This is a genomic window from Bacillus sp. FSL W8-0102 (assembly GCF_038007225.1).
Taxonomy (GTDB): Bacteria; Bacillota; Bacilli; order Bacillales; family DSM-4216; genus Bacillus_O; species Bacillus_O smithii.
This window is the reverse complement of the sequence record NZ_JBBOWT010000001.1, coordinates 2,048,693-2,075,305: the sequence shown is the minus strand read 5'-3', so window position 1 is coordinate 2,075,305 and position 26,613 is coordinate 2,048,693. Positions and strand designations below refer to the sequence as shown.

The window sequence follows — 26,613 nt, the reverse complement described above, 5'->3', positions numbered from 1 at the left end:
TCTACACTCTGAAATCATCATCAAAATGATGATTTATATAAAATGCCAAAATATTCGAAAATTAATACCTTTACAATCAATTATTTTTTATATATAATTTGTATAATTCGTATATATTTACTTAGTTTAAGGGGGTAGAATGATGTCTCAAACTTCTACATTGGTGAAAGTCACGGCAACTGGTAAATGGGAATCTGGCGTAAAGACGAATATTTCTGTACGGAATTTCCCTGTTTTTTCAATAGATGAACCACCAAAATTAGGTGGGAATGATTCAGGTCCAAATCCATTAGAATTTGTTGCGGCAGCTATGAACGGTTGTAATGGAGTGATGATACCGCTAGTGGCCAAAGAGTTGGACTTTACTTTTTCAGGCATTGAATTTGAAACCACTGGTATTGTAGATATTAGAGGTTTAATGGGGGAAGAAGGCGTAAAACCGCATTTCCAAAAAATTCGTTTCCATGTGAACATTCAAACGGAAGAAAGCGAAGAGAGAATTGAACAATTGAAAAAAGAAGCAGAACGTAGATGTCCGGTCTATAATCTCTTCGTAGATGCCGGAATAGAAGTAGATACGAAATGGAGTAAAAAATAAATGAAATAAAATAAAATAAAATCATTTTTAAAAAGGAGAAACGGGTTTGTGAGCCGTATTATTTTTATTCTTTCGTCAAAAAACTGCTGTAAGTTTACCAGCATATTTTCTCGTTTCACGCCCAAATCCAGATTGTTTAAAGCCCCCAAATGGCATTGCGGCGTCAAAAAGATTATAGTAATTTACCCACACCGTTCCTGCTCATAATGATGTGCGACTCTATGAGCTTTTCTCACATCAGTTGTCCCAATCCCGATTGTTAATCCATATTTGCTGTCATTGGCTCTTTTCATGACATCGGCAATTTGTTCATTGCCATCAAACGGCATGGCGGCAACCGCTGGTCCGAAAATTTCTTCTCGGGCGATGATCATATGTTCGTTCACATCGGTAAAAACAGTTGGTGGAATAAAATATGCTGGACCTTTTTTAGGCTTTCCCCGGTTATTGGCTTAGCCTCCTTTTCTTTCCCTGTTTCTAAGTAATCTCGAACGGTTTCGTATGGTTTGGCGGAAACCAATGCACTGATTTGTGTATCTTTTTTGAGTTCGGGGCCCACTTTTAACGTCTTTCCGAAAGAAGTCTCCCATCCTCTAGGAATGTGAAGGTGCGAATAGCACCAATGAGTAGGTGGGAGATGAATTTCGGTTGGCTTTAGCCAAAGTTATTTTTCCAATCCCTTTCTCAACAATTCTAAGATTGCGGCTGTTCTAGTTGGAATCCCATTTTCTTTTTGATATTGCTCCAATTTTTCTAATATCGTCTTAGGCATACGAATTTCTACACGTTCTTTCTCTTCTCTCATGATTATCACCTCATATTGATTGTACGGATTTTTTACGGTATAATCAATATATACGAAATTTTTCCGCACAAAGTGAGGTGAATTGATATGGCCAAGCAAAACAAAGCTTTCAAGTTTCGTTTGTTACCAAACAAAGAACAATCCGCATTATTAGCTAAGACATTTGGTTGTGTTCGCTTTGTCTACAATAAGATGTTAGCTGAACGCAAAGAAACGTATGAAAAGTTCAAGGATGATAAAGAATTGCTTAAAAAGCAAAAGTTTCCGACCCCTGCAAAATATAAAAGTGAATTTCCATTCCTAAAAGAAGTGGATTCTTTAGCTTTGGCAAATGCACAAATGAACTTACAGACTGCTTATAAGAATTTCTTTGAAGGAAATGCGGATTTTCCAAAGTTCAAAAATCGTAAAGCAAAACAATCCTATACAACTAATATGGTCAACGGAAATATTAAGCTAGAAAATGGTCATATCAAACTGCCAAAAATCAAAAAGCCAATAAAAATGAAACAGCATAGAGAGATACCTGCTGATTATAAAATCAAATCTTGCACTATTTCTAAAACAAAGACAGGCAAATACTACATTTCAATTTTGACAGAATATGAGAAAGATATTCGTCCAGTTAAAATACAGAAAGTTGTTGGTTTGGATTTTGCTATGGATGGTCTATATGTCGAGAGTGAACAGGGTAAGAAAGCCAATTACCCACGTTACTATCGGCAAGCCTTAGATAAATTAGCAAAAGCACAACGAATTCTTTCTCGAAGAAAGAAAGGTTCTGCAAGATGGGAAAAACAACACCTGAAAGTGGCTAAGCTACATGAAAAGACAGCGAATCAGCGCAGAAACTTTCTTCATCATAAGTCAAAAGAATTAGCAACAAACTATGACGCTGTGATTATTGAGGACTTAGACATGAAAGGCATGTCTCAAGCCCTCAACTTTGGAAAAAGCGTTCATGATAACGGCTGGGGGATGTTCACTACTTTCTTAGCGTATAAGCTAAAAGAACAGGGGAAACAACTTGTGAAAATTGATAAGTGGTTTCCCTCCACTAAGAAGTGTTCATGTTGCGGCAAGGAAAAAGAAATGCCATTATCTGAACGTGTATATAAATGTTCTTGCGGCTTTGTATTAGATCGCGATCACAATTCAGCAATCAATATCAAAAATGAGGGATTACGCTTATTAGCATAAAGAATAATAACTTTCGGAACGAGAGGGTTAGCTCGGTCAATTTTCTGTCATTAGACGGGATTACCCGAGAAGCCCCCACTTCAATCAAACCGTAAGGTTGATAAGTGGAGGGTAGTTCACTTTGGATGCCACGCTGGCCATATCAGCAAGAAAATATCATAGATCAAAAAGAAGGATCTGAAATGAGAAGAGTTGAAGTGAAGTCATATGATGAGCAATGGGTATCGAATTTTGAAGACGAAGCTAAAACATTACATGAAATATTCGGGATGGAAATCATCGAAATTCATCATATCGGCAGTACCTCAGTAAACAGCCTAAAAGCAAAGCCTATTATCGACATCATGCCTATAGTAAGAGAGATAAATAGAATTGACGAGTTTAACACAAAAATGATTTCAATTGGTTATGAACCAAAGGGGGAAAACGGGATAACTGGACGTCGATTCTTCCAAAAAGGAGATAACCGTACTCATCATATCCACTTTTTTGAATTAGGCAATCCTGAAATTGAACGTCATCTGGCTTTTCGAGATTATTTACGATCCCATTCAGATGTTGCGAAAAAGTATGGAGATTTAAAAGAGGAATTGTCAAAACGTTTTCCTTACGATATTGAATCGTATATCAAAGGGAAGGAACAGCTGGTTTTTGAAATCGAACGAAAAGCAGTAGCATGGTATAAAAGTTCAAGAGAATAAATATTGATTTGTATCTCAAATTGCTGTTGATATGAATAGAGTGGAGGGGTTTGAATATCTTTTTTGCGATCCTAGGAACCAACAAATAATGGAAAAAATAAAGTTTGATCTACTATCACTAATGAGGTAGGGTTTTCTAAGAGGGCTGCAGTCAATCTGAGAAAACTCTCCTCTTTTCTTTATTGATGATTGGCTGCCACAACGAATTTAAAGCTGGAATTTTTCAAATCCATCATTTCTGCAAATTTATTATATAAAATAATACATATTTTCATTCTGGACTTATGGTTGAATGGAAGGGAAAAAAGTGAGAAAAATTTCGTTTAAATTGGGACTATTATTTTTTGTATTTGTATTAGGAGTAGAAGCGGTTTTATTTGCGTCTTTATATGTTACTCTGGTTCATTCGAGAATTAATGAGGAATTTGAGCAACTCTTAGCAAGAGGGAACAGCCACCGCGATGTGTTGGAAAAAAATTATAATCCTTCAACATTAGAACATGTCAAATTGATGGAATCTGAAGCGGAGACAGACGTCGTAATTACAAATGACAATGGAAAAATATTATATTTTTCCAATCATATTTTGCCGGTTGCTAAAAGAATCATTAAAAAAACAAATAAAAACATTCCCTATCGAGGAATGATTGTACAAAAAAACTGGCAAAAAGAGTCGCATATTGCAACCGTAAGCCCGATTCGAATCAACGGCAAACTAAAAGGATACGTCTATATGTTTCAAAATACCGATTCCATTCAATATATGATTTATAAGTTAAAGCACCATTTCATTATGGTTGGAATTCTTTCTGTCTTTTTAACCATTATTACCATTGCTTTCTTATCAAGAGTCATTACCATTCCTCTCATACGCATGAAACAGATGACCGAAAAATTAAGTAAAGGCGATTTTTCTGTTCGTTTGCAAGTAAAAGGGGGAGACGAATTGGCGGAATTAGGGAAAGCCATTCAAACATTGGCGTTGGATTTGGAATTCTTAAAAAAAGAAAGAAAAGAATTTCTCGCTAGTATATCTCATGAGCTTCGTACTCCATTAACTTATGTAAAGGGGTATGCCGACATCGCCAGGAGAACCAATATTGAAGAAGAAGAGAGAAATCGATATTTGTCCATTATTTATGAAGAAGCAGAGCATATGGAAAAATTAGTAAAAGATCTTTTTGAGTTAGCGCAGATGGATCAACATTCCTTTCACATTCATAAGGAATCTACAAACTTATGCGCATTCTTAAAAAAATTGTATGACAAACTGAATCCTGCTTTCCAAGCGAAAAACATGTCTCTTAACTATTTCTGTGATGGGAACATTACCGTCCACATAGACCAAAAACGTTTTGAGCAAGTAATGATGAATCTGTTAGACAATGCATTAAAATATTCAGATCAAGGTTCAACCGTCTCCATCGATGTAAAAGAGAAAAAAAAGAATGTTATGATTATTGTTTCGGACGAAGGAACGGGAATTCCGGAAGAGGATTTGCCGCATATTTTTGAACGGTTATATCGTGTGGAAAAATCAAGATCAAGAACCAAAGGTGGGACGGGATTAGGTTTAGCCATTGTAAAAGAAATTGTTGAAGCTCATGGAGGTTCTATTTATGCGGATAGTATCCCAGGAAAAGGAACTAAGATAATAATTACACTACAGGAGGGATGAGCGTGCACACGATTTTACTAGTTGACGACGAAAAACGAATGCTAGATTTGCTGGATCTTTATCTTTCCCCTCAAGGGTATCATTGTATAAAGTGCGAGTCTGGTTTATCAGCGTTGCAATACTTAGAAAAGAACAAGGCGGATTTAGTCTTGCTCGATATTATGATGCCGGAAATGGATGGTTGGGAAACTTGCAAACAAATTAGAGAATTTTCCAATATCCCTATTATCATGGTGACGGCAAGAGATCAAACGTTGGATAAAGTAAAAGGACTTAAAATGGGGGCTGATGATTATATTACAAAACCATTTGACGAATCCGAGTTGCTTGCTCGAATTGAGGCCGTACTGCGGCGTTCGGTTGGTAAACGTTCGAAGCTTGAGTTTCAAGGTTTAGTATGGGATGAAGACCAGCATAAAGTTCAGTATAAAAATCAGCTCATTTGTTTAACCCCTAAAGAGTTTGCCGTATTAGGGCTGTTTTTAAAGCATCCAAACAGAGTGTTTAGCAGAGAACAAATCATCGTGTCATTATGGGGCTATGACGCAATCACAGAAGAGCGCACAATAGATTCTCATATAAAAAATATTAGAGAAAAACTTAGGAAAGCTGGTTTTCCGATAGATCAATTTCTTCAAACTGTTTGGGGAGTAGGATATAAATGGGACACATAAGGTGTGACCAATAGAAAATGATTTCTTTTGATCCTTTAAAAGTAGCGACTGAATTGCGATCTAATCTTGAACAAATGAGTTAGATATTTTCTTTGTGTTTACGTTCTATGGGTGCCCAAATTTTGATTACGTAACAAAGGCATTACGAAACTTAGAATATCTACTTTTTATGATGCGTTAGTCTTATCTAATGATTTTAAGAGGTGAGCAGAATGAAAATAAAAGGAATGATGGTTTTACTATTCCTCATTTTGATTCTATCGGCGTGCGGTTCCAATCATGAACAATCACATCAAGAGCACTCTTCCAATGGTGATTTGCTTGAAAAAACGGCTTCTGCTGAAGTTTTGCCATCCTTTTTAAAAGGTCAACAGAAAGAAATACGAATGATCTATCAAGCTGCCGGAAAATCAACTGAGTTGTTACAATGGATTCCTTGTTATTGCGGTTGTGGCGAGAGTGCCGGACATAAGAGCAACATGAATTGCTTTGTTAAAAAAATCAATCAAGATGGTTCTGTCATATGGGATGATCACGGAACTCGTTGCGGTGTTTGCTTACAAATCGCAGATGAATCCATTATGATGAAACAAGAAGGCAAATCTATAAAGGAAATTCGCCGTTACATTGATAAAAAATACAAAGAAGGCTACGCCAAACCAACGAAAACTCCAATGCCTCTGTAAAAAGGTGCTGAAATTACTTGTTGATTGTGATTGAATGATGCTCAAAACAGATTTAGCAGGAGATTATATCCATATAAACAGACCAACTCTTGTAAGGGATACTATCGAGAATTTCTAAAAATAACTTCTTGCAAAAAACCCTTGGCCATTCCTTTGGGAATACCAAGGGTTGAAAAGTATGGAGAAGAGTCATGATTGAATAAAATAACGGTGCGTACAATGGGGTGAACGGTTGAAGGTTCATCAACCAAATTAAAGTTTCCATTGTCATTCTGAAAATGGACATCGAAACCTAAATGTTTGACACTTTTTCAATTTTTTATTCGCCTTTATTGGTTGTATCATTCGGTTTTGGTTTATAATCCGATTTATAATCAGTATATTTTACTTCTGTCACCATTCCGGCTGAGGCATGATGTAAATCGTGGCAATGGAACATCCAATTTCCCGGATTATCCGCTTTGAATGCGACAAAATACTCTTCACCCGGTTTTAAATTCAACGTATCCTTAATCAATGGGGAACCTGTAATGGGCTTGCCGTTTTTGCTTAACACTTGGAAGAAATGTCCGTGTAAATGCATTGGATGTAAATCTGTCGGTGAATTGTTCACTAATTTTACTTTTACGAGATCTCCTTTTTTCACATTGATCGGTGCTGTTTTAGGATACGTTTTCCCATTAATCGTGTAGACCATGCCATCTTTGCCCATTGTGGTTCCTAAATTCATGGTATACTCTACATCATATTTTTGATCTAACGTAAATGAACCTAATTCATGTTTTCCGTATTTTGTCAAATCAACGGTAGGAAGGTCCTCTTTTGCATTTGCTTTGTCCGTATTGTTTGTTGCACCTTCGTATTGAATTTTCACTTTCATGCCATCGGTACCTTTCACATCGCCGTGACATTCTAAGAACCATTCTCCTGGATGATTCGCTGTAAATTCAATATCATATCTTTCACCCGGAGCAATATTCAAAAGTTCATCTTTGATTGGCTGCGGATCTTTTATCGGCTGCCCATCTGCAGCAACGATTTTAAACTTGTGACCATGCAGATGAAGCTTGTGAGACATGTACCCTGCGTTTACAAGGCGAAGTCGTACTTTTTCGCCTTTCTTCACTTTTAAAGGTTTAACAGCGGAACCACTTTTCCCATTAATTGTGAAAATATCGTACATACTCATATCATGGCCCATACTGCTCATATCCATTTGACCATGTCCCATATTACTATGATCCATACCGCTCATATTCATATTGCTTTCTGCATTCGGTTTGCTCATCCATTCATCTAACACTAGCGTATAATCTCGATCTACTTTTTCCTCATTCTTAGGCTCTACGATTAAAGTACCGTATAGCCCCTTGTCCACTTGTTTCGCGCTTTCTTGATGGGAATGATACCAATACGTTCCCGGTACGGTTGCAGTAAATTCATACGTATAGGTTTCACCTGGTTTGACTGCATCCATGGTGACCCCTGGAACTCCGTCTTGGCTATTTGGAACAGGGTAGCCATGCCAATGTATCGATGTCGGTTCAGGCAATTCATTTTTAAAGTGAATTATGACACGATCCCCTTGTTTCACTCGAATTTGTGGACCGGGTACTGATCCATTATACGTGTAGACCGGAAGTTTTACTTGATCATTGATTTTTAATAATGCTTCCTTAGCAGTAAGATTAATCTCTTTACCGGTTAAAACTTCTGTATTTGTTGTCAAAGGAAGTTGTTGGCTGGAGTCCTTGGCGGTTTCTTCCTTCTTGTTTGACATATCGTGTCCTTGCATGGAATTGTGCGAAACATTATTATTTGAGCAGGCTGCACCAACAGCGATAACTCCTGCAAATAAAGTTCCTAACAGTAATTTCTTCATGCCTTTCCCCCTTTAAATTAATGGTGTTAATCATACTATCATCATCTTAGATAATAAATGTGCAAAATTTATGGAGGAAAAAGAGAATCATGCTTGTACTTAGTAATGGGGAGGAAATCAAAAATTCGTTTTAAATTGGAGACATGATATAAAAATAAAAAAACAAGCCACTGTAATGATAACTAAGTTATGAGTTATCGGTAGTGAATGGTTAGAACGAATGGAAGATTTGAATTGAAGGAGGGGACTTTACATCTTTCTTTACAAAGAATGGAAAAGCGAAAATGGATCACTTCTTATTGGAGCGATGAGCAGGGAGCGGGAGGACGCAGGAAATATTATCGAATGACTGATGAGGGACGATACCATTTCAAGCTGAAAATAGAAGAATGGAATTTTGTAAAAAAATTGATCGATACCTTTTTGGAAGAAAGGAAAGGTGGATAAAAATGAGGGTGGTTGATGAATATGTTGAACAATTATACAAACATCCAAATCCAAAGCACCCCGATACAAGGGAATTGAAAGAAGAAACCCGAATGCATCTCAATGAATCTGTAAAAGAATTAATGATGGATGGCTATTCAGAGTCTGATGCGTTCAGAATGGCAGTAGAACGTTTAGGTGGTTTGGAACAAGCAGAAAAATTAATTTCATTGATGCAAATTCGTCAGAAAATCGTTCGCCAATTGCTTGCTGAAAATCTGAATTTCGAGTTTATTCATTGTTAGTTTGCTGTTCATGTTTTTACTATACTTGGGGAACGTTCATGACGCTCATTTTGCGGATATTGGCTATGACGTTGGAGAAAAATTTTCATTCATGAACTCAAAGACGATGCATTCTCTATTTGCTTCAGAACCGTTTGTTCTAAAAGCTTCTTTGTACAATACAAACTCGAGACACTCGAATTTTACTTTTGAACTATAGATGAGCAAATTCGCTAACATAAATTTACAACCAAACAAAAAAAGAGACATGAACCCGATTCCTTGATTAGAATAGATGTGTCACCAAAACTATTCACAAGGAGGTTCATGTCTCATGAATAGATTAGCACATCATCAAGGAATCCACAAGTTTTTCACGATGTTGGGGTTGGCACTTTATTTTTCAAAACCTGTCATGAAGCATCTCGTTCATATCGTGGATGCGCTGACCACCAAAGGATTTGCGGGAACATTGACCGATCTTCATCATTGGAGCTTTCATCCGAACCACCGCACGACACTCAGCCATTTTTTCACGAAAAGCCCTTGGGATGAAGAGACGCTGCTTCGCAAACTTCAACAGTGGATGCTTCGTCGTGTCGAACGCATCGCCAAACAGGAGAATCAACCCCTTTTTGTTTCGATCGATGATACGATTTGCCAAAAAACCAAGCCTTCGTCACAGGCAACGCACGCCATTCAAGGGTGTGATTGGCACTATTCTCACACAGAGAAAAAGTCGATCTGGGGACATTCTCTCGTTTGGCTCATGGTTCATACGATGACCCAGGCTTTTCCCTTTGCGTTCCGCCTCTACGACAAGGCGGCTGGGAAAAGCAAGGGGGAACTCGCGATCGAGATGCTTTCTTCTTTGGATGTACACCGTCCTGTTTATGTGCTGATGGACTCTTGGTATCCATCGCAAACGCTCGTGGAAGCTTGTCTGAAAAAGGGATTCCACGTAATCGCAATGCTCAAGGCCAATCGGCTTCTTTATCCAAAAGGCATTGCGGTTCAGGTGAGGGAGTTTGCCCGCTACATCGAACCGAAAGACACTCACCTCGTCACGGTGGGAGAAGAGCGTTATCGGGTTTATCGCTACGAAGGCTCTCTCAAAGGTCTCGATGATGCCGTGGTGCTGCTCGCTTGGAAAGCCGATCAGCCGATGACATCGGAACATCTTCACTGCGTCTTGAGCACCGACCGGGATCTAAGCGATGAAGAGATCTTGCGCTACTATGCCCAGCGTTGGTCGATCGAATGTTTTTTCCGTCAAGCGAAAGACCAGCTGAAACTCGATGGATACCGCGTTCGCGGACGTCGGGCGGTGAAACGCTACTGGATCTTGGTGCAGCTTGCTTACGTGTACAGCATGTTCGAGTCGAACAGCGATTTTTCTGATGGGCTCGATCTTCTGCGCAAGAGAAAAGGACATAGCCTCGTGGAGTTCATTTACCGTGCAGCGAAACAAAATATTCCCATTGATACCGTGAAAAAACAGCTCCACGTGGCATAAGGGGTACCCTGTTTGTCTCTTTTACATGGTAATTATTGTAATTAAAATTGCTCAACTACAGTTTTGAAAATAAAAAGCTGAAGATACCTGCTTTATTTAAAACGGATATTCCATTTATTACAAGTTAGTCTGCATCTGTATTATTCTGATTATTCAAATTTAAATGATGAAAAAGAAATCTTGATTCTGAGTAAAAGCTGGTGTGTAGAAGAAAACAAGTTCAAACACTGAGAATATCAATAAGTTAGCTATGAAATTATGAAACTAATTCTCTGTAAATAAAAGGAAGGTTTTCCCTTCCTTTTATGTATCCATAATGGGTTTAAATCCATAAAAAACTAGTGAATTACTCACTTACTTTTTTGTTTTTCCAATGATACAGCATAGAGGCTATCAAAGCAATGACAACAGGACTCAAATTAAACCAATGAGCTGTTGTTATTGCAATCTTTTGTTCACTGTAAAATTTAAAATAATCAATTCCTAATCCGTATCCCAGCAAGCAATAAACGAAAGAAGAGAGAATGAACGCAATGACTGCTATTTTAACTTCCATCTTTCTTATTTTAATTTTCAATCTATTCTTCCTCCTAACTGGATAATTTTAGTATTATTATAGATCAGATCATTCTATCTATATTGCCAATAAAACCGGATTTGAAAATTTCAAAGAATAGCACTAATCAATTGATGGAATCTTTATTCGGGAGACTTATCGATTTTGATCATAAGTAGTTTGTACTTGAATGTCTTTTCTTTTTGTATTATTATATCTATAATTCTAGATATTTGAAAATAAAGATATAGAAGAATGATGTTGAACCCTGATGGAAAACATACTAAAAAGACGCATGGGGGAACGAAGATGAACAGACTGGATCAACATAAAGGATATTCACGCGTGTTTAAAGAAAATCATCTGACTCTTGGTTTATTCTTTCCTTTGGAATCGTATAAGGGCAGCATTCCTGAGATGAATATGGAAAAGCAGATCAAATTGGCAAAAAGAGCGGAAGAGCTTCAGTTTGCTGCGCTGTTCGTCAGAGACGTTCCGTTACTCGATCCTTCGTTTGGAGACGTAGGACAAATTTATGATCCGTGGGTATATCTAGGATACATAGCCGCTCATACGAAAAACATTGCTTTAGGTACTGCCAGTATTATCCTTACACTGCGTCACCCATTGCATGTTGCAAAGGCTGCTGCTTCTGTCGATAAATTATCCGGTGAACGTCTGATTCTCGGAGTAGCAACCGGCGATCGTCCGATAGAATTTCCGGCTTTTTCCGTTGATCCTGAACAGAGCAGGATTTTGTTTCAAGAAGCCATATCCGTCATGAAAAAATCGTGGGCAGAGAACTTTCCGAAGATCCAATCGCCACGTGTGCAAATGACAAACGGGGATTTATTGCCTAAACCGAGTTTGTCAGACATTCCCGTTCTGGTCACTGGACATAGTTCTCAATCCGTAAAATGGATTGCGGAAAACAGCAATGGTTGGCTCTATTATCCACGAAATTTGAAAATCCAAGCGGGGCTGATCAAAAACTGGCGCTCTCATACCGACCAGTTTAAACCGTTTGGACAATCTCTCTATGTAGATTTAACAGAGGACCTGAATCATGAGCCTGTTCCTATTCATTTAGGATTCCGGATCGGACGCAACCGACTTATCGAATACTTGGAACGTCTGAAAACGGAAGGGGTCAATCATGTCATCATCAACTTAAAATATGGACAGCGTCCGGTTGAAGAGGTAATAGAAGAATTAGGGGAAGAAGTGGTTCCGCATTTTCCGGCTTTAACGGAAAAGCATCAGACTGAATGAAAATCATAAAAGAATTCCTGCATTTTGGCAATGTGAGATGCAGTGATTTTCATCTTTCTGTACTGAAAACAGGTCATTAATAGTGTCAAAACGGTGAATCAATATAAATGAAGAAACGTGAATATCCTAACCTTCGATGACAAGAAAATTCCTTGTACATCCAATTAGATTTTTTCAGCAAACCGGGTTGTTCACTAGGAACGAGAATAGCAAAATTCACAAAACTTTATTAATGATATAAAAAACCTATAAAGGAGTTCATAATATGAAAGTGTTAACCATTGTTTCGCATCCAAGAAAAGAATCTCTTACTTTTGCGATTGCAGAGCGATTTGTTGAAGGGCTGAAAGATGCTGGACATGAAGTAGAAATGGCGGATCTATACGGCGAAGAATTTGATCCTCTGGTACATGAGAAAGATGAACCGGATTGGGAGAACCCTATGAAAAAATATTCCCCAAGGGTTCATGCAGAAATGGAGAGGTTAAAAAGGAATGATGGATTAGCTTTCATTTTTCCGATCTGGTGGTATTCACTGCCGGCAATGGTAAAGGGGTATATTGACCGCACGTGGAACTACGGATTTGCTTATGGCGGATCTCGTCTTCCGCATAAAAAGGTGCTGTGGATTCCGCTTGTCGGGGAGACCGAAGAGAGCATTAAAAAAAGAAATTTTGATACGATGATTACTCATTATTTGAATGTTGGTTTAGCAGGCTATACCGGTATCGGTCAGTCGGAAGTGGCCTTTCTGTATGACACATTAGCTGAAGACTTCGAAAACGAAAACGAAATCAAAAAACATTATGACCAATTGTTTCAAAGAGCATATGAGCTTGGGAATACGTACAGCCAATCATTAACGGAATCTTAATAGAGATTAAAAGATCCATTCATTTAAATGATGATATAAGTTCCAAGACATCATACAAGTCCATTGTACAGGGAGGTGTTCCGTTAAATGGCATAGTGATCACTCTTACTGTTTGACGGAATGGTGAACTGGTGATTCATTAAACAAAATTTAATAAAAAGGAGCTATTCCTGTAATGAAGAAATTTGAGGTTTGAAACAAAAAGAGCCCTCTTGGTATAGTACAGGGTGTCAATGCATTGACCCCGAATTAATAATTACCAAGGAGGACTCAAGATGAATTATACGCAAAATCGTAAAATCTCGCAAATTACACCATCAACATTAATTGTAGGCATTGATATCGCCAAAGACAAACACGTCGCTCGAGCTCAGGATGATCGAGGAATCGAATTTGGAAAAAGACTGATCTTTGAAAATCGCATACATGGCTATCAAAAACTGCTTGATTGGGTTTCGAGGCATCAAAAGGAACACCAAAAAACACATGTCATTTTTGGTGTTGAGCCGACCGGTCATTTCTGGCTGAGTCTGGCCTATTTCTTGACTGCTAAAGGTTATGACTTTGTCTTGGTCAATCCTATGCATGTCAAAAAAACTAAAGAGCTGGATGATAACTCTCCAACTAAAAACGATACGAAAGATGCACGTGTGATTGCACAGCTGATTAAAGATGGGCGATACTCCGTACCAAATCTCTTAGATGGCATCTATGCAGAGCTAAGAGAAGGCGTCAAATTAAGAGATCAGCTCATCCAGCAGCTTATGATCACAGAAGGTCGTATTCAAAATCACATCCAGCGTTACTTTCCGGAGTTTTTCGATGTATTTAAAGACTGGGAAGGAAAGGCAGCTCTTTGTACATTAAGAAACTTTCCATTCCCCTCTCAGATTAAAGAAATGACATCAGAAGAAGTTCTTGCGAAATGGAAACAAGAAGTAAACCGTGGTGTAGGAATCAAACGAGCTACAAAGTTAATAGAAGCAGCGAAAAAGAGCATTGGTATCCAAATTGGTATCAAGTTTGCTAAACGTGAATTGGATTATTTACTCGATCAATATGAGCTATACAAAGAGCAATTAGGACAGTTAGATAAGGATCTGGAAGCACTTGTAGTAACGATACCTGGAGCGAAGGAAATGATCAATATTCAAGGCTTAGGTCCTACAACAGTCGCGCTATTCTTCGCTGAGGTCGGGGATATAACAAAGTATAGTCATCCCCAGCAATTAGTAAATCTGGCAGGGCTGTCATTACGTGAACATAGTTCCGGGAAGTTTAAGGGGCAAACCAAGATCACAAAACGAGGACGAAGTCGATTGCGAAGAGCTTTATACTTGGCCATTCGTCCACTCGTTGCCCATAATCCAACGTTTAAAGCCCTGCATCAATACTACACAAAGCGTCCTGATCGACCTTTGAAGAAACAGCAGTCACTGATTGCCTTGTGTTGTAAATTACTACGTGTCTTATTTGTCATTGGTCAAAAACAGTGTGAATTTGATGGTTCAAAGTTATTGAGAGGTTTGCCTCAAATCGATTCATTACAGGCAGCTTAAGGCTTTATTAAGTTCATGAAATCATTTCAGAATACCGTAATTATCTCAAATGACAAACACCAATAGTGCAGAGTTGGAGCTTATTTATTCCATACGGGCATGTGACCCAGCAAAGGAGCATATCCAACCTCCACCTCATGGATACGCAGGACGAAGGAATGTATGGAATTCAATCCGGAGAGATGTGGGAGGGTTAGCGACCGTGAGTGATGTGGAGATGATGAAGCACGGTTATACCATATTTTTACCAAATAAATACAATTTGGTTGATAGGATGCCCCCTACCATGTAAATTATTTAAAAAAATTCAACATATATCCATTAAATGAGGTGTGTATTCTATTAAGTGTCTATGAAATTTTGAGAAAAAGCGAGTATTCGGGAGAAAAATAAACTTTATTGAGGGAGTGGAATAAAATGAAAGTCCTTATTGCAGGTGCAAATGGTCATACAGGTCGATTGATCGTGGAGTTGCTTGGAAAAAGCAACCATGAAGCGTATGCGATGATTCGAGATGAATCTCAAGCAGAAAATTTGAAACAACTTGGTGCAAAGGAAGCAATCGTAGCTGATTTGGAAAAAGATTTGACTTATGCTGTAAAAGGGATGGATGCTGTAATATTCGCAGCTGGTTCCGGTTCCAAAACAGGTCCGGATAAAACCATTTCAGTCGACCAAGAAGGAGCAAAACGCCTGGTTGACGCTGCGAAAAAAGAAGGTATTTCCCATTTTATCATGCTCAGTTCTTATGGAGCCGGTGTTCCGGATGCTTTGCCAAATTTGGAACTATATCTTAAAGCAAAAGGGGAAGCTGATCGATACTTACAAGAGAGTGGATTAACATATACGATTGTCCGACCAGGTTGGCTAAGTTTTGATCCACCTACGGGAAAAGTCGAAATAGCTGATCATTTTGAAAGTGTGGAAGGACGGAATATTCCACGAGGAGACGTAGCTAAAGTGATTGTCTCTTGTCTTGATTTGGAAAATGCCAAAAATAAAACGTTCGAACTTCTAGCAGGTGATCAATCCATAGAGGATGCACTCCGTACGTTATAAGGGATTTGGAAAACACGGAACATGATTGAACAGTTGTAAAGATATTTAAGCGTAAATGCCCGTGTATGGTTCTTTAAAGGCTGACTCAACGGGATAAATCCGTGAATGATTGCTCTATTGTAAAAGATCGGAAGTGTCAAGGAGCTTTCGTAGCATACTGTTGTTGTTGCATAATCCTACGAACTCCTTGACATGCTGTTTGCGTTTCTGTGAATGATCATCCATATTCAATCTCTAATTTACATTCAGAATAGTTGACATCTCCCTTCTAATCCTTCATCTTATACTTATACCACCCATTTGAATTCCGCTTCCATTCTTCCGATTGAAGGTCAAAAACCCTTGCTTTGTTGTCCAAATGGCAAACAAAAGGATAGGTAGTGTAGGAATTGATTGAATCTTCGTGATAGTTCCAGTGCGCAATAATGTGTTTCGTACGATTCCTACGAAATGAATCCAAAAATAGCCATCAAAACCGCATAATTAACTGTATATTCAGAAAATAAAAAAATTAAAATAAATACATAAACCTATACTTATTTTAGAAAAGGGGTGCTTAAAATGGCTGTTATGCGGATAGGTCGTGCTGAATTAAGGGTCTTGGATCTTGAAGAATCCGTCAAGTATTATACGGAAGTGATTGGACTGGATGAAGTGGGAAGAAGTGATGGAAAAGTGTACTTTAAAGCGTGGGATGAATTCGATCACCATAGTCTTTCTTCAAGAGGCCGATTCCCCGAGACTTGATCACTTGGCTTTTAAAGTGGAAAATGAAGAGGATTTATCCAAGTTTGAAAAAAAGATCGAGCAATTCGGATGTACGTTGAAAAGGATTTCCAAAAGAACAAGACTTGCAGAAGGGGAAGCGATACGTTTTGAACTTCCAACAGGACATCATGTGGAATTGTACTATGACATATTGCGTGTTGGATCGAAAACCGGGTCTTTGAATCCTCATCCTTGGCCGGATGGACTAAGAGGAATAGCGCCGCATCGGCTGGATCACCTGGCCCTGACCGGTGAGGACATTAACACGGTAACAAGATTTTTCACAGAAGTCTTAGGTATGTTTGTCAGTGAACAAATCACAACAGTTGATGGAGAAGAGATGGTAGGAAGCTTTATATTCGCCAGCAATGGAAAGCCTCATGACGTTGCCTTTATTAAGGGGCCTGATAAGAAACTGCTTCATGCCGCGTTCTATGTTGACAATTGGTATGATGTGTTAAAAGCGGCAGACATTTTGTCGAAAAATAATGTCTCATTTGATGTTACACCGACTCGTCACGGTATTACCCGCGGACAGACTACTTATTTCTTTGATCCTTCAGGAAATCGCAATGAAGCATTTGCAAGCGGTTATATTACGTATCCTGATTTTCCTACGATTACATGGACGGAAGATAAAATTGGTCAAGGCATTTTTTATCATAGGAGAGAACTGACGGAGTCGTTTGCCAAAGCACTTACCTAATGAAGCGAGAAATTGGCGGATGGATCGATGGGTCAAATGTAGTCGCTGAGACGTGAAAATTCTAAATCCGGTGCCAAAATGTTTAAAAGCATCATAATGAATTATTTTGAAAGCGCTTTCTTTTTATCCAGAATACGATACTCTTTTTTCTATTTTTCTAATAGAGGGAAGGCAGGCTCTGAAGGGGGTCCCTTCCTTCCATGACGATTCCGGGAAAAGAAAACGGACCTTTGCCAAAATGAGAGGAGGAAAAGAAATGGTTGAAAAGAAAATATTCATAAAAGAGAAGCCGAATACTGCCGAATTGCTTGCAAGAGCGGAGGAGATTGGGCGTCTTGCAGAGCAAGAAGCAAAAGAAGCGGAGCAAAATGCCCGGTTTTCAGATCAGGTGCCAAAAGCGATTAAAGATGCTGATTTCCACAAACTTTTGCGTCCAAAGCGGTATGGAGGGCTACAAGTAGACTTGCGGACTTACGCAGAGATTGTCCGCACGGTCTCTCGGTACAGTGTCGCTGCTGGTTGGTTGACATATTTTTACTCCATGCATGAAGTATGGGTTGCTTATCTTCCTCCTGAAGGCAGGAATGAAATATTTGAACAAGGCGGGTTGTTAGCGGACGTCGTTGCACCTGTGGGACGTGTAAAGAAGGATGGTGACGGTTATAGGCTTTACGGTCAGTGGAACTTTTGCAGTGGTGTTTTGCATAGCGATTGGATTGGGCTTGGAGCCATGATGGAGCTGCCTGACAGTGAAAGTCCTGAGTACTGCTTGTTGGTTGTTCCTAAGTCTGATGTAAAAATAGTGGAAAATTGGGATACTATTGGTCTGCGCGGTTCAGGAAGCAATGGTGTATTGGTTGAAGGAGCTTATGAGCCATTGCACCACATCATGCCAGCCGGTCGAGTGATGGCGACGGGGAAACCAGCGGGAGGGGATTATGATGCGGATGATCCGGTGTATCGCATGCCGTTTATGCCTCTTTTTTACTAGGCTTTCCTTTAGTTTCCTGGGGTGGTGCTGAACGAATGATTTCTCTCTTCCAAGAGCGTACCGAAAAACGTATTCGGGTTTATAAAGCGGGTGCGAAGGAAAAGGAATCCGCCGGAAGCCAACGATTATTGGCAGAGTTGAAAACAGAGTTAAATACGATCGAAGGCACTGTGGAACATTATATTCGCAAGCTAGATGCTTGTATTAAAGAGGGAAAGGCTGTGATATGCGATGAGGAGCGCGAGCAGTTATACGCATGGCGTGGTTATGTCTCGAGAACGTCGGTGGATATCGCCGTTAGAACGCTGTTGACTCTTGGAGGAAATGCCATCTTTAAAGGAGATCCGGTAGAGTTGTTCACAAGGGATTTAATGGCGGTGGCTGCGCATCCAAATTCTTTGTGGGAAGATGCTATGGCTGCGTATGGCAGGACATTATTTGGTCTTCCGGGCGATCCTGTATGGTAAGAGAGAGGCGGAAGCGGGAGAAGTTGTTATTCCTTTTGGAAGCATCCGTTCTAAGTGTATTTGCAAATAAAGAAAAATCCGTTTTCCTTTTCACCACAAATTCTACGGCATATTTAAAAGATCATTCATCATATGTGGAATAATTAGTAGGATGAAGCGAGTTGGTAGCACGTGAGATTTTGAAACAGGGGGATGAACCATGTTTACTATAAAAGTCTTGGATGGCATTGAAGAACACATTGGTTTGCCATGCCAAGAGAATGAAAGTCTTTTGGATGCTGTCAATAAGCGGGAAAAGAAAATTCCTTATGCCTGCAAAGGCGGAGGATGCGGCTTGTGTAAAATTAAAGTGGAAGAAGGGGAATTTAAAAGAGGGCGCAGTTCTAAAACGGTCTTGCCTGATCATGAGCGAGTAATGAATTATACGTTGGCGTGCAAGACTTATCCGATTTCTGATATGAAGATCCTCATCGATTTATCAAAACTCACTCATTCTTCTTAGGTGGTGAAAACATGAAAGCGGACGAATTGGACTTAACACAAATCTATAAAATTTCTACGCTTCACAATCAAGACGATCCACAAGAACGAATGGTGACAATTCCAACAGCCGCCATAGGGATGCTGCGCCATGAGCTTATTAAGACATTAGGGCTCGAACGGACGAAGGGATTCTTGCTGCGTCACGGCTGGCATTGCGGGGTGAAGGATGCACAGAAAGCATTGGAAATGGATTGGGATAATAAAAAGGAACTTTTATATGTCGGTCCAAAAATGCATACGCTGCACGGTTATTTGGAAGAAGCGGAGCTGCTCGTTGCCGAAGCAGATTTTTCGAATGGATGGATGCACCATGAAGCGATCTGGAAAAATTCTTATGAGGCTGAAGAACATTTGAAAAAGTTTGGTCCAAGCAACGATCCTGTTTGTCACACGTTAGTCGGCTATGCAAGCGGGTATCTGTCCACCATTCTCGGGAAAAAAGTCATCGCCAAAGAGATTGAGTGTAAAGCGATGGGACACAAACATTGTCATGCAGTATGCCGGACTGTGGAAGAATGGAATGGCGAAATAGATAACGAATTGAAATTTTATGAGGCTGATAATATTATTGGTGAGCTGGATCAAACATTTGAAAAACTAAAAATAGAAAGAGATAATTTCAGCAGAGCTTATGTGGTCCATCAAAAACTGATGGAAGAAGTATTGAAGGAACATGATTTGTCTTCCATAGCCAAAGTTCTTCATCAAATTTCCAAATTGCCGGTTTTCATTGAAGACGTGAATGTACAACTGATTGCTGCATCAGGTATTCCGGAGCAAGAAGCTTCTCTCTTCTCTGAAAAACTAAAGAAGTGCTTTCATAAGAATAGACAAAAATATTCAGATAGTTTAAAATATTCAAAACAAACTTTGTTTTTAAATTGTTCTCCGGAGCATAAAAGGATGATTACACCGATTTACCTGCATCGAAAAATTGTCGGCTATTGTTCTTTTCTTTACCGCGAAACGGTGCCGCAGGAAGTCGATAAGTTAATTTTAGAACATGGAGCACTGGCTTGTTCGCTTTATTTATTGAATGAACGTACTCGTTTTAATACCGAACAACGAATTAAAGGTCATTTTTTAGAAGATATTTTATCCAATCGGATGACATTGGAAGAATTGACCGAACGGGCTTATTATTTAGGATTTCAATTAAAAGATCCATACTTTTTGATTGCCGTTCACAGTTTGCTTCAAAAGCCATCCGTTAAAGAAGAACTGGAATTTAACGATGAATTGATTAATGAGCTTTCGGCATTTATGAAAGATCAAAGAATCAATGCCTTGTTTGGCCAAAAATCAGGTAAAGTCATTATTCTTTTATCGGAATGTCTATTATTAAAAAACAAAATGAAAAAGGAAATATTTTGTCAAACATTAATGGACCATTGCCAGAAAAAATTTCCTTCCCGTTTATTTAAATTAGGCATCAGTTCGACTTCCCTGTCAATTGAAGAGGCCCCACAATTATATGAAGAATGTCTCTCGGCGCTGAGGGCTGCGAACCTTCATCAAAAAATCATTTTCTTTGACTCCTTGGGAATTGAAGGAGTCATGTTTCAAATGAAAAATATGAACCCTATTCAAAAATTCATTCATAAAATGCTGGGAAAGTTATTGGAACAAGATAAAAGCAGGAATATGGAATTAACGAAAACGCTTTACTATTACTTAAGCAACGGCTGTAGTGTGCACAAAACCGCCCGGGCGATGAATTTTTCCATTAGTGGTTTACGTTATCGACTGCAAAAAATCACCGATATTTTACAAACCGATATCAACGTCCCAAGCGTCGGTTATCAATTGTATGTATCTCTTCAGTTTTTAATTTATTGGGGAGAACTTGACATCGATTTAAATGCTCAATCGGAGGAAGAGAAAACGATCGGCGATTGAAACGGATGATAAAAAGATGCGACAATCATTGAATGAGAACTCTGAAGGAACAGTAAACATTAATACCGTTAAAAGAGCTGTCCACTAGATGATTTCCGTGACTCTCAATATCTTCAAGAATATCATTCTTGTTTCCTGATGATTGCGATTCCCTTGAAAAAACGCAAAGAATTCCGTCGACAACACTTTTGTTTCTGTTTCCACGACTGACATCCATATGCGATTATTCTTTTAATCTATTCCATTGTAGGAGGTAAATTTGAATGAGCAGCACCTATGTCTATAAAACGCTTCTCCCTTCTGTCATAGAGGATGGAAAGAAATATCCAGTTGTTTTTGCACTGCACGGTATAGGATATAACGAACAGCACATGCTCGCGTTAGTGGAAGAACTAAAAGAAGAATTTATTTTGATAGGCATTCGGGGCGATCTCCCTTATGAAGAAGGATATGCTTACTATTATTTAAAAGAATACGGAAATCCAGAACGTAAGTTATTCGATGATAGTATAGACAAACTTAAAGAGTTTATTGAATATACGTTCCAACAGTATCCAATAGATTCTGACAGAGTCTATTTTATCGGTTTCAGTCAAGGAGCTATTCTAAGCATGACTCTTGCGTTGGCACTGGGGGATGCTGTGAAAGGAATGGTCGCCATGAACGGATATATACCATCCTTTGTAAAGGAAGAATATCCAATAAAGTCTATCTCTCATTTATCCGTGTTTCTAACTCAAGGAGAATCGGATTCTATCTTTCCATTACAAGTGGGGCAAGAAAACTATGATTATTTGCGTAAACATGCAGGATCTGTAAAATATACGATTTATCCATCTGGACACGAAATCACTCAAGACAACCAGCGAGACATAGTGGCATGGCTGCGTTACGATTGTTTCAATGCCCGTCGAAATCACAAATCCAGCAGCATTGCCTCAAATGATCGTTGAATTTTTATCTATTTGAAGATTTCATCGACTAACGAAATGGAGGAAATTCTATTATGATGGATAAGGGAAAATATGTGGACGTTCAAGGAATTCAAACTCATTATCACGAAGAAGGAAAGGGAGAACCGCTTCTTCTTATACATGGCTCTGGCCCCGGGGTCTCTGCTTGGGCGAATTGGCGGTTAGTATTTCCTATTCTGTCCCGGCATTATCATTTGTACGCTCCTGATGTCGTGGGATTCGGATACACAGAAAGGCCGGAAAATATTCAATATTCTGTGGATTTGTGGGTCGAACACATGATTGCTTTTATCGAAACGATGAATCTTCGCAACGTGTCGATTATCGGTAATTCCATGGGCGGTGCTTTAGCGCTGCATGTTGCCAATCGACGTCCCGATCTTGTCAAAAAAATCATTTTGATGGGGAGCGCCGGCATTGAATTTCCGATCACGGCGGAATTGGATGCCGTGTGGGGTTATACGCCAAGCATAGAAAACATGAAAAAGCTCATTTCGATCTTTTCCAATGATCAAAGCATGGCAGAAAATGATAATTTAGTAAAAATGCGCTATGAATCCAGTATAGAACCTGGGTTCCAAGAAGCGTTCTCTGCTATGTTTCCGGCACCTCGGCAAAGACATGTGAATGCTTTAGCCCTTACGGAAAATCAATTAAGAAATATAGAAATTCCGATTTTACTGATTCACGGAAGAGAAGATCGGGTCATCCCATTAGAAAAGACAAGCTGGAAATTATCCCAAATTATTCCGAATGCGGAACTCCATGTTTTTCCCAATTGCGGACATTGGGTGCAAATCGAGAAAACCGAACCTTTTATAGGTCAGGTGATAGAATTTTTAAAAAAATAAACGGATTTCAATTTGATTTGCCATAGGAGAATGAGCCTATTATCAGTGAAGGAATAGGACAAGATGAAAACCTTTGCAATACTAAACAAAAATACAAATATAAGAAATGTATTTTTCACCCCCTGATGAACAGGGGGTTTTTACGGATGAAACGATTTTGTATGCAATTTTTGACAAAGAAACAGACATCCAAAGTGAATGAAATTATCATGGAAAGGCTGGCAAACAGTTTATTTTGAATATTGACACGAAACCAAATGGTTTCATATAATATAAAACGAAACCATTTGGTTTCATAATAAAAAGGAGTGATTGAATAAAAGAATAGTTATTTAGAAAGCAACGTTTATAAGAAGGACAAGTCTTCGTTTCTCTATTGATAAGTTCAGCTCAAAAAAAGGATGAAAGAATATTGAAACGGGGGGCAACTGAAATAAGGATAAGGATCTTTTATTGAAAAAGAATAGTAACTGAGTATTGTGCTGAGATGGTAGGCCGCAAAGTAGTCAATAAAGAGATGTAGTCTGCAAAGATAATGCTACTACATACAGAAAATTTTTTGGGAGGGTATAGCATTGACAACGGAAAAAAATATTTCTGACATTTGTCATACTTATGTATTTAACGCACCGATTCAAAAAGTTTGGGAGGCTGTCTCGACTTCGGAAGGTCTTGCTGCATGGTTTATGCCAAATGATTTTCAGCCTATAGTAGGCCATGAATTTCACTTAAATGCAGGCCCTTATGGCATGTCTCCTTGTAAAGTGGTGGAAATAGATCCCCCTCATCGTCTGTCCTTTCGTTGGGGGAAAGATTGGACCCTTACATTCGAATTAAAAGAGCTTGACGGCAAGACGGAGTTTACGCTCATCCATTCTGGTTGGGACGCAAACAAAGTGACGGAATTCGGAGAATCTCATACGGTCGTACGGGATCGGATGGATCAGGGATGGTCTCGACTTGGAAAATCTCTTGGAGCGTATGTCGAAGCTTGAAATGGCCGCTTTATCATCGAAACATGACGTCTTTCAAGCCATCGCTGATCCTACTCGTCGCAAGTTGTTAAAATTGCTGGCTGAAAAGGAGATGCCTGTTACCGTAATAAGTGGACATTTTCCAATAAGTCGGACAGCTGTTTCTAAACATTTGCGCATTTTGGCAGATGCAGGTCTTGTCAAAGAGAGAAAAGTTGGGCGAGAGACGCGCTATCGACTGGAACCTGCACCACTGCTTGAATTGAAACAGTGGCTGACCTTTTATGAACGATTTTGGGAAAATAAAATGGCAATGCTTCAACATTACGTTGAAAACGGCGAGGCAAGTGATTTGAAACTTGTTGAATCCAAACATGATGGAGAAGAATTTAAAGAGTAGAAAAAATAGAAATCATGAAATGAATGTTTGATCAAAAAAATGGAAGGCTGACTTAAACATTGCTTTAGCGATGTTTAAGTCAGCCTTCTTTGCATTTAGTGGATGGAATTGTTCATTTATAAGTTTTTTTAAATTCATTTAAAAATGAAAGTCCTTATTTTTAAGCTACTAGTTATTTTGAATCTGTCCTTTATTCGAACGCAACACTTCATTTGAGGTGTTGCGCTTTCTTGTGCGCCCGGCATGGGTGTAATCTATAGGGTGAAAGTCCCGAGCTGCGAAGGCAGAAGTAGCAGTTAGCTTAACGCAAGGGTGTCCGTGGTGACGCGGAATCTGAAGGAAGCGAGCGGCAAACTTCCGGTCTGAGGAACACGAACTTCATATGAGGCTAGGTATCACTGGGTGAGTTTGCAAGACAAAACAAAGCCCTTTCTGCCGAAGGTGATACAGAGTAAATGAAGCAGATGGATGGAAGGAAAGATTACACTCTTACCCGGGGAGGTCTGGCTGGCACGCCAAGTAACCTTGGTAACCTATCTAGTGATAGATAGCTGAACAGTCAGAAGTCAGCAGAGGTCATAGTATTAGTTGGTCTAGAACAACTAAGAAGGACCGAACAATTAAGAGAGAATAGCCCTTGGCATTCAGTGAGTCATGATGAACACAGAAAACGTAGTACCTCACTTGAGGGAGGAAGCGGTGAATCCCGTGGGAGACCTCTTGGAGGGTGGAGTGACCACTGGCATAAAGAGAACAGCTATTCACGGAAGTTATAAAGACTTGCGTCAATGATCTTAATTGAACCGCCGTATACGGAACCGTACGTACGGTGGTGTGAGAGGACGGGAGTTAATCGCTCCCTCCTACTCGATTTTTGTCTAGAAATTTCGGTGGGGAAAACTTTATTGGATTTCTATAACAATATTATGTAAACAAATTTCAACCATCCCATTATTGATTAAAAAAGGAGTTTAAATCCGTTATCGCAAATCCTTTCTTTCAGCATATTTATAAAACAATACGAAATCCTGTATGAGTCTAATATTGGAAAAAAATAAACCAATATCTATTCATTGCGCTTTGAAGTGGGAAGTGTTAACATGTTATTCGGATTTATTTTATAGGATATGGAGGAATTAGGATTGGGCAGAGAATTTAACGAGCTATTTGACGAATGGTCCCATTCTTATGATCAAACAGTGTCTGGTCAAGATGCTGAATATGTAGAAGTATTTTCTAAATATGATGAGATTCTTTCAACAGTTGCTGACAAAGCGAAAGGTATTGTTGTAGAATTTGGAGTTGGGACAGGAAATTTAACGACTAAATTGGTTCAAAAAGGTTTGCATGTAATTGGAATCGAACCATCTTCCAATATGAGGAAAATCGCTCGAAATAAGCTTCCAAATGTAAAAATTATAGATGGTGATTTCCTTGATTTTGATGTTACAGAGAAAATCGATACTTTTGTGAGCACGTATGCTTTCCACCACTTAACGGATGTTGAAAAAAGAAAAGCGATTGCCAAATTCAGACAAAGATTAAATCCGCTTGGCCGTGTTGTATTTGCTGATACCGTTTTTGCCACAGATGAGGGTAAGCAAGAAATGATACAGGAATCTTATAAAAAAGGTTTCAATCGTCTTGCTGAAGATTTGCAGCGTGAATATTATACGACCATTCCTGTACTTACGAATTTATTTGAGGAAAATGGTTTTAACGTTTCATTTACGCAATTAAATCGCTTTGTGTGGCTAATGGATGCAAAATTAAAAGGAGATGATAAACATGACGGAACAAAAGAAAATGAACGTTGAAAGTTTTAATTTAGATCATACAAAAGTGAAAGCCCCTTATGTTCGTTTGGCAGGTATTAAAGAGGGGATTCATGGAGATGTCATTCGCAAATACGATATTCGTTTTTGCCAACCGAACAAAGAACACATGGATATGCCAGGACTTCATTCTTTGGAACATATGATGGCAGAATTCAGCCGCAACTATTCTGATAAAATAGTCGATATAAGTCCGATGGGATGCCAAACGGGTTTTTATTTTACTGTTATAAATCATGATGACTATGATGAAGTTCTTGATATCATTGAAAAAACACTTAAAGATGTTTTAAAAGCAACAGAAGTTCCGGCTTGCAATGAAGTTCAATGCGGCTGGGCAGCAAGCCATTCATTAGAAGGGGCAAAAGAAATTGCAAGAAAAATGTTAGCGAAACGTGATGAATGGAAACAAGTTTTTGCCTAAATGGGGAATGA

The 26,613-nt window shown here is 39.0% G+C and carries 30 protein-coding genes and 1 pseudogene; 25 read left to right on the top strand and 6 right to left on the bottom strand.

Going from position 1 to position 26,613, the window contains the following annotated elements:
- The first annotated feature begins 142 nt into the window (after positions 1 to 142).
- On the top strand, positions 143 to 598 hold the full coding sequence (locus N1I87_RS09935) for an OsmC family protein (RefSeq protein WP_341101528.1): 456 nt from the start codon (positions 143 to 145) through the stop codon (positions 596 to 598).
- Positions 599 to 673: 75 nt separating this feature from the next.
- Here N1I87_RS09935 and N1I87_RS09930 read toward each other — a convergent pair whose 3' ends face one another.
- The 4 genes from N1I87_RS09930 to N1I87_RS09915 all read right to left on the bottom strand — a co-directional run bounded on the left by N1I87_RS09930 (position 674) and on the right by N1I87_RS09915 (position 1,403).
- The gene (locus N1I87_RS09930) at positions 674 to 754 is read right to left on the bottom strand and encodes a hypothetical protein (RefSeq protein WP_341103346.1); all 81 of its coding nucleotides are present in this window, start codon (positions 752 to 754) and stop codon (positions 674 to 676) included.
- A 26-nt stretch (positions 755 to 780) separates the two neighbouring features.
- Positions 781 to 984: an aldehyde dehydrogenase family protein gene (locus N1I87_RS09925; protein ID WP_341101526.1), complete on the bottom strand. Its 204-nt coding sequence runs from the start codon at positions 982 to 984 to the stop codon at positions 781 to 783.
- Positions 981 to 1,157: a hypothetical protein gene (locus tag N1I87_RS09920; protein ID WP_341101525.1), complete on the bottom strand. Its 177-nt coding sequence runs from the start codon at positions 1,155 to 1,157 to the stop codon at positions 981 to 983. The genes N1I87_RS09925 and N1I87_RS09920 overlap by 4 nt, the downstream gene beginning before the upstream one ends.
- 105 nt (positions 1,158 to 1,262) lie before the next feature.
- Complete coding sequence (locus tag N1I87_RS09915) at positions 1,263 to 1,403, bottom strand: ribbon-helix-helix protein, CopG family (protein WP_003352379.1); 141 nt, start codon at positions 1,401 to 1,403, stop codon at positions 1,263 to 1,265.
- A gap of 87 nt (positions 1,404 to 1,490) precedes the next feature.
- Between N1I87_RS09915 and N1I87_RS09910 the strand changes: the two genes are divergently transcribed.
- The 5 genes from N1I87_RS09910 to N1I87_RS09890 all read left to right on the top strand — a co-directional run bounded on the left by N1I87_RS09910 (position 1,491) and on the right by N1I87_RS09890 (position 6,342).
- Positions 1,491 to 2,603: an RNA-guided endonuclease TnpB family protein gene (locus N1I87_RS09910; protein WP_003353982.1), complete on the top strand. Its 1,113-nt coding sequence runs from the start codon at positions 1,491 to 1,493 to the stop codon at positions 2,601 to 2,603.
- 182 nt (positions 2,604 to 2,785) lie between these two features.
- Positions 2,786 to 3,304 (top strand): GrpB family protein, encoded by a 519-nt coding sequence (locus N1I87_RS09905; protein WP_341101524.1) that lies wholly within the window; start codon positions 2,786 to 2,788, stop codon positions 3,302 to 3,304.
- 307 nt (positions 3,305 to 3,611) lie between these two features.
- Positions 3,612 to 4,982 (top strand): sensor histidine kinase, encoded by a 1,371-nt coding sequence (locus N1I87_RS09900; protein WP_341101523.1) that lies wholly within the window; start codon positions 3,612 to 3,614, stop codon positions 4,980 to 4,982.
- 2 nt (positions 4,983 to 4,984) lie between these two features.
- Positions 4,985 to 5,656, top strand: coding sequence for a response regulator transcription factor (locus N1I87_RS09895; protein WP_327797706.1), 672 nt, complete (start codon positions 4,985 to 4,987; stop codon positions 5,654 to 5,656).
- A 212-nt stretch (positions 5,657 to 5,868) separates the two neighbouring features.
- On the top strand, positions 5,869 to 6,342 hold the full coding sequence (locus N1I87_RS09890; protein ID WP_341101522.1) for a PCYCGC motif-containing (lipo)protein: 474 nt from the start codon (positions 5,869 to 5,871) through the stop codon (positions 6,340 to 6,342).
- A gap of 319 nt (positions 6,343 to 6,661) precedes the next feature.
- Here the strand turns inward: N1I87_RS09890 and N1I87_RS09885 are convergent, their stop codons facing one another.
- A complete protein-coding gene (locus tag N1I87_RS09885; RefSeq protein WP_341101520.1) occupies positions 6,662 to 8,224 on the bottom strand; it encodes a multicopper oxidase family protein in 1,563 nt (520 codons plus the stop codon).
- A gap of 225 nt (positions 8,225 to 8,449) precedes the next feature.
- Between N1I87_RS09885 and N1I87_RS09880 the strand changes: the two are divergent.
- The 3 genes and pseudogenes from N1I87_RS09880 to N1I87_RS09870 form a co-directional block, all read left to right on the top strand.
- Positions 8,450 to 8,671, top strand: a pseudogene (locus N1I87_RS09880) (PadR family transcriptional regulator); the annotation flags it as partial.
- A 2-nt stretch (positions 8,672 to 8,673) separates the two neighbouring features.
- A complete protein-coding gene (locus N1I87_RS09875; RefSeq protein ID WP_327797702.1) occupies positions 8,674 to 8,955 on the top strand; it encodes a permease prefix domain 1-containing protein in 282 nt (93 codons plus the stop codon).
- Between the two features lie 313 nt (positions 8,956 to 9,268).
- Entirely contained in the window at positions 9,269 to 10,450 is a 1,182-nt protein-coding gene (locus tag N1I87_RS09870) for an IS701 family transposase (RefSeq protein WP_040037972.1), read from the top strand.
- 346 nt (positions 10,451 to 10,796) lie between these two features.
- Here N1I87_RS09870 and N1I87_RS09865 read toward each other — a convergent pair whose 3' ends face one another.
- Positions 10,797 to 11,027 carry a hypothetical protein gene (locus tag N1I87_RS09865; RefSeq protein WP_341101519.1) on the bottom strand — a complete coding sequence of 77 codons (231 nt, stop codon included), beginning with the start codon at positions 11,025 to 11,027 and terminating at the stop codon, positions 10,797 to 10,799.
- 288 nt (positions 11,028 to 11,315) lie between these two features.
- On the opposite strand from N1I87_RS09865, the gene N1I87_RS09860 reads away from it, so the two are divergent.
- From N1I87_RS09860 to N1I87_RS09785, 16 genes are all read left to right on the top strand, one after another.
- On the top strand, positions 11,316 to 12,278 hold the full coding sequence (locus tag N1I87_RS09860) for an LLM class oxidoreductase (RefSeq protein WP_341101518.1): 963 nt from the start codon (positions 11,316 to 11,318) through the stop codon (positions 12,276 to 12,278).
- Between the two features lie 265 nt (positions 12,279 to 12,543).
- The gene (locus tag N1I87_RS09855) at positions 12,544 to 13,152 is read left to right on the top strand and encodes an NAD(P)H oxidoreductase (protein ID WP_327805558.1); all 609 of its coding nucleotides are present in this window, start codon (positions 12,544 to 12,546) and stop codon (positions 13,150 to 13,152) included.
- 275 nt (positions 13,153 to 13,427) lie between these two features.
- Positions 13,428 to 14,711: an IS110 family transposase gene (locus tag N1I87_RS09850; RefSeq protein ID WP_270584767.1), complete on the top strand. Its 1,284-nt coding sequence runs from the start codon at positions 13,428 to 13,430 to the stop codon at positions 14,709 to 14,711.
- Between the two features lie 417 nt (positions 14,712 to 15,128).
- On the top strand, positions 15,129 to 15,770 hold the full coding sequence (locus N1I87_RS09845) for an SDR family oxidoreductase (RefSeq protein WP_341101516.1): 642 nt from the start codon (positions 15,129 to 15,131) through the stop codon (positions 15,768 to 15,770).
- Positions 15,771 to 16,331: 561 nt separating this feature from the next.
- On the top strand, positions 16,332 to 16,517 hold the full coding sequence (locus tag N1I87_RS09840; protein ID WP_341101515.1) for a VOC family protein: 186 nt from the start codon (positions 16,332 to 16,334) through the stop codon (positions 16,515 to 16,517).
- A 4-nt stretch (positions 16,518 to 16,521) separates the two neighbouring features.
- Entirely contained in the window at positions 16,522 to 17,244 is a 723-nt protein-coding gene (locus N1I87_RS09835) for a catechol 2,3-dioxygenase (protein ID WP_341101514.1), read from the top strand.
- 256 nt (positions 17,245 to 17,500) lie between these two features.
- Entirely contained in the window at positions 17,501 to 18,235 is a 735-nt protein-coding gene (locus N1I87_RS09830) for an acyl-CoA dehydrogenase family protein (RefSeq protein ID WP_341101513.1), read from the top strand.
- Between the two features lie 35 nt (positions 18,236 to 18,270).
- Positions 18,271 to 18,702, top strand: coding sequence for a hypothetical protein (locus tag N1I87_RS09825; RefSeq protein ID WP_341101511.1), 432 nt, complete (start codon positions 18,271 to 18,273; stop codon positions 18,700 to 18,702).
- Positions 18,703 to 18,901: 199 nt separating this feature from the next.
- Entirely contained in the window at positions 18,902 to 19,204 is a 303-nt protein-coding gene (locus N1I87_RS09820; RefSeq protein WP_327797694.1) for a 2Fe-2S iron-sulfur cluster binding domain-containing protein, read from the top strand.
- An 11-nt stretch (positions 19,205 to 19,215) separates the two neighbouring features.
- Positions 19,216 to 21,144, top strand: a complete 1,929-nt coding sequence (locus tag N1I87_RS09815; RefSeq protein ID WP_341101509.1) for a XylR N-terminal domain-containing protein — start codon at positions 19,216 to 19,218, stop codon at positions 21,142 to 21,144.
- 263 nt (positions 21,145 to 21,407) lie between these two features.
- Positions 21,408 to 22,097 (top strand): alpha/beta hydrolase, encoded by a 690-nt coding sequence (locus tag N1I87_RS09810; protein ID WP_341101508.1) that lies wholly within the window; start codon positions 21,408 to 21,410, stop codon positions 22,095 to 22,097.
- 53 nt (positions 22,098 to 22,150) lie between these two features.
- Positions 22,151 to 22,969, top strand: coding sequence for an alpha/beta fold hydrolase (locus tag N1I87_RS09805; RefSeq protein WP_341101506.1), 819 nt, complete (start codon positions 22,151 to 22,153; stop codon positions 22,967 to 22,969).
- A 575-nt stretch (positions 22,970 to 23,544) separates the two neighbouring features.
- Positions 23,545 to 23,964, top strand: coding sequence for an SRPBCC family protein (locus N1I87_RS09800; protein ID WP_340396388.1), 420 nt, complete (start codon positions 23,545 to 23,547; stop codon positions 23,962 to 23,964).
- Between the two features lies 1 nt (position 23,965).
- Positions 23,966 to 24,343, top strand: a complete 378-nt coding sequence (locus N1I87_RS09795; RefSeq protein WP_048623276.1) for an ArsR/SmtB family transcription factor — start codon at positions 23,966 to 23,968, stop codon at positions 24,341 to 24,343.
- A gap of 1,142 nt (positions 24,344 to 25,485) precedes the next feature.
- A complete protein-coding gene (locus N1I87_RS09790; protein WP_340396389.1) occupies positions 25,486 to 26,160 on the top strand; it encodes a class I SAM-dependent DNA methyltransferase in 675 nt (224 codons plus the stop codon).
- Complete coding sequence (locus N1I87_RS09785) at positions 26,132 to 26,602, top strand: S-ribosylhomocysteine lyase (RefSeq protein WP_048623280.1); 471 nt, start codon at positions 26,132 to 26,134, stop codon at positions 26,600 to 26,602. Before N1I87_RS09790 ends, N1I87_RS09785 begins: the two co-directional genes overlap by 29 nt.
- Positions 26,603 to 26,613 lie beyond the last annotated feature (11 nt).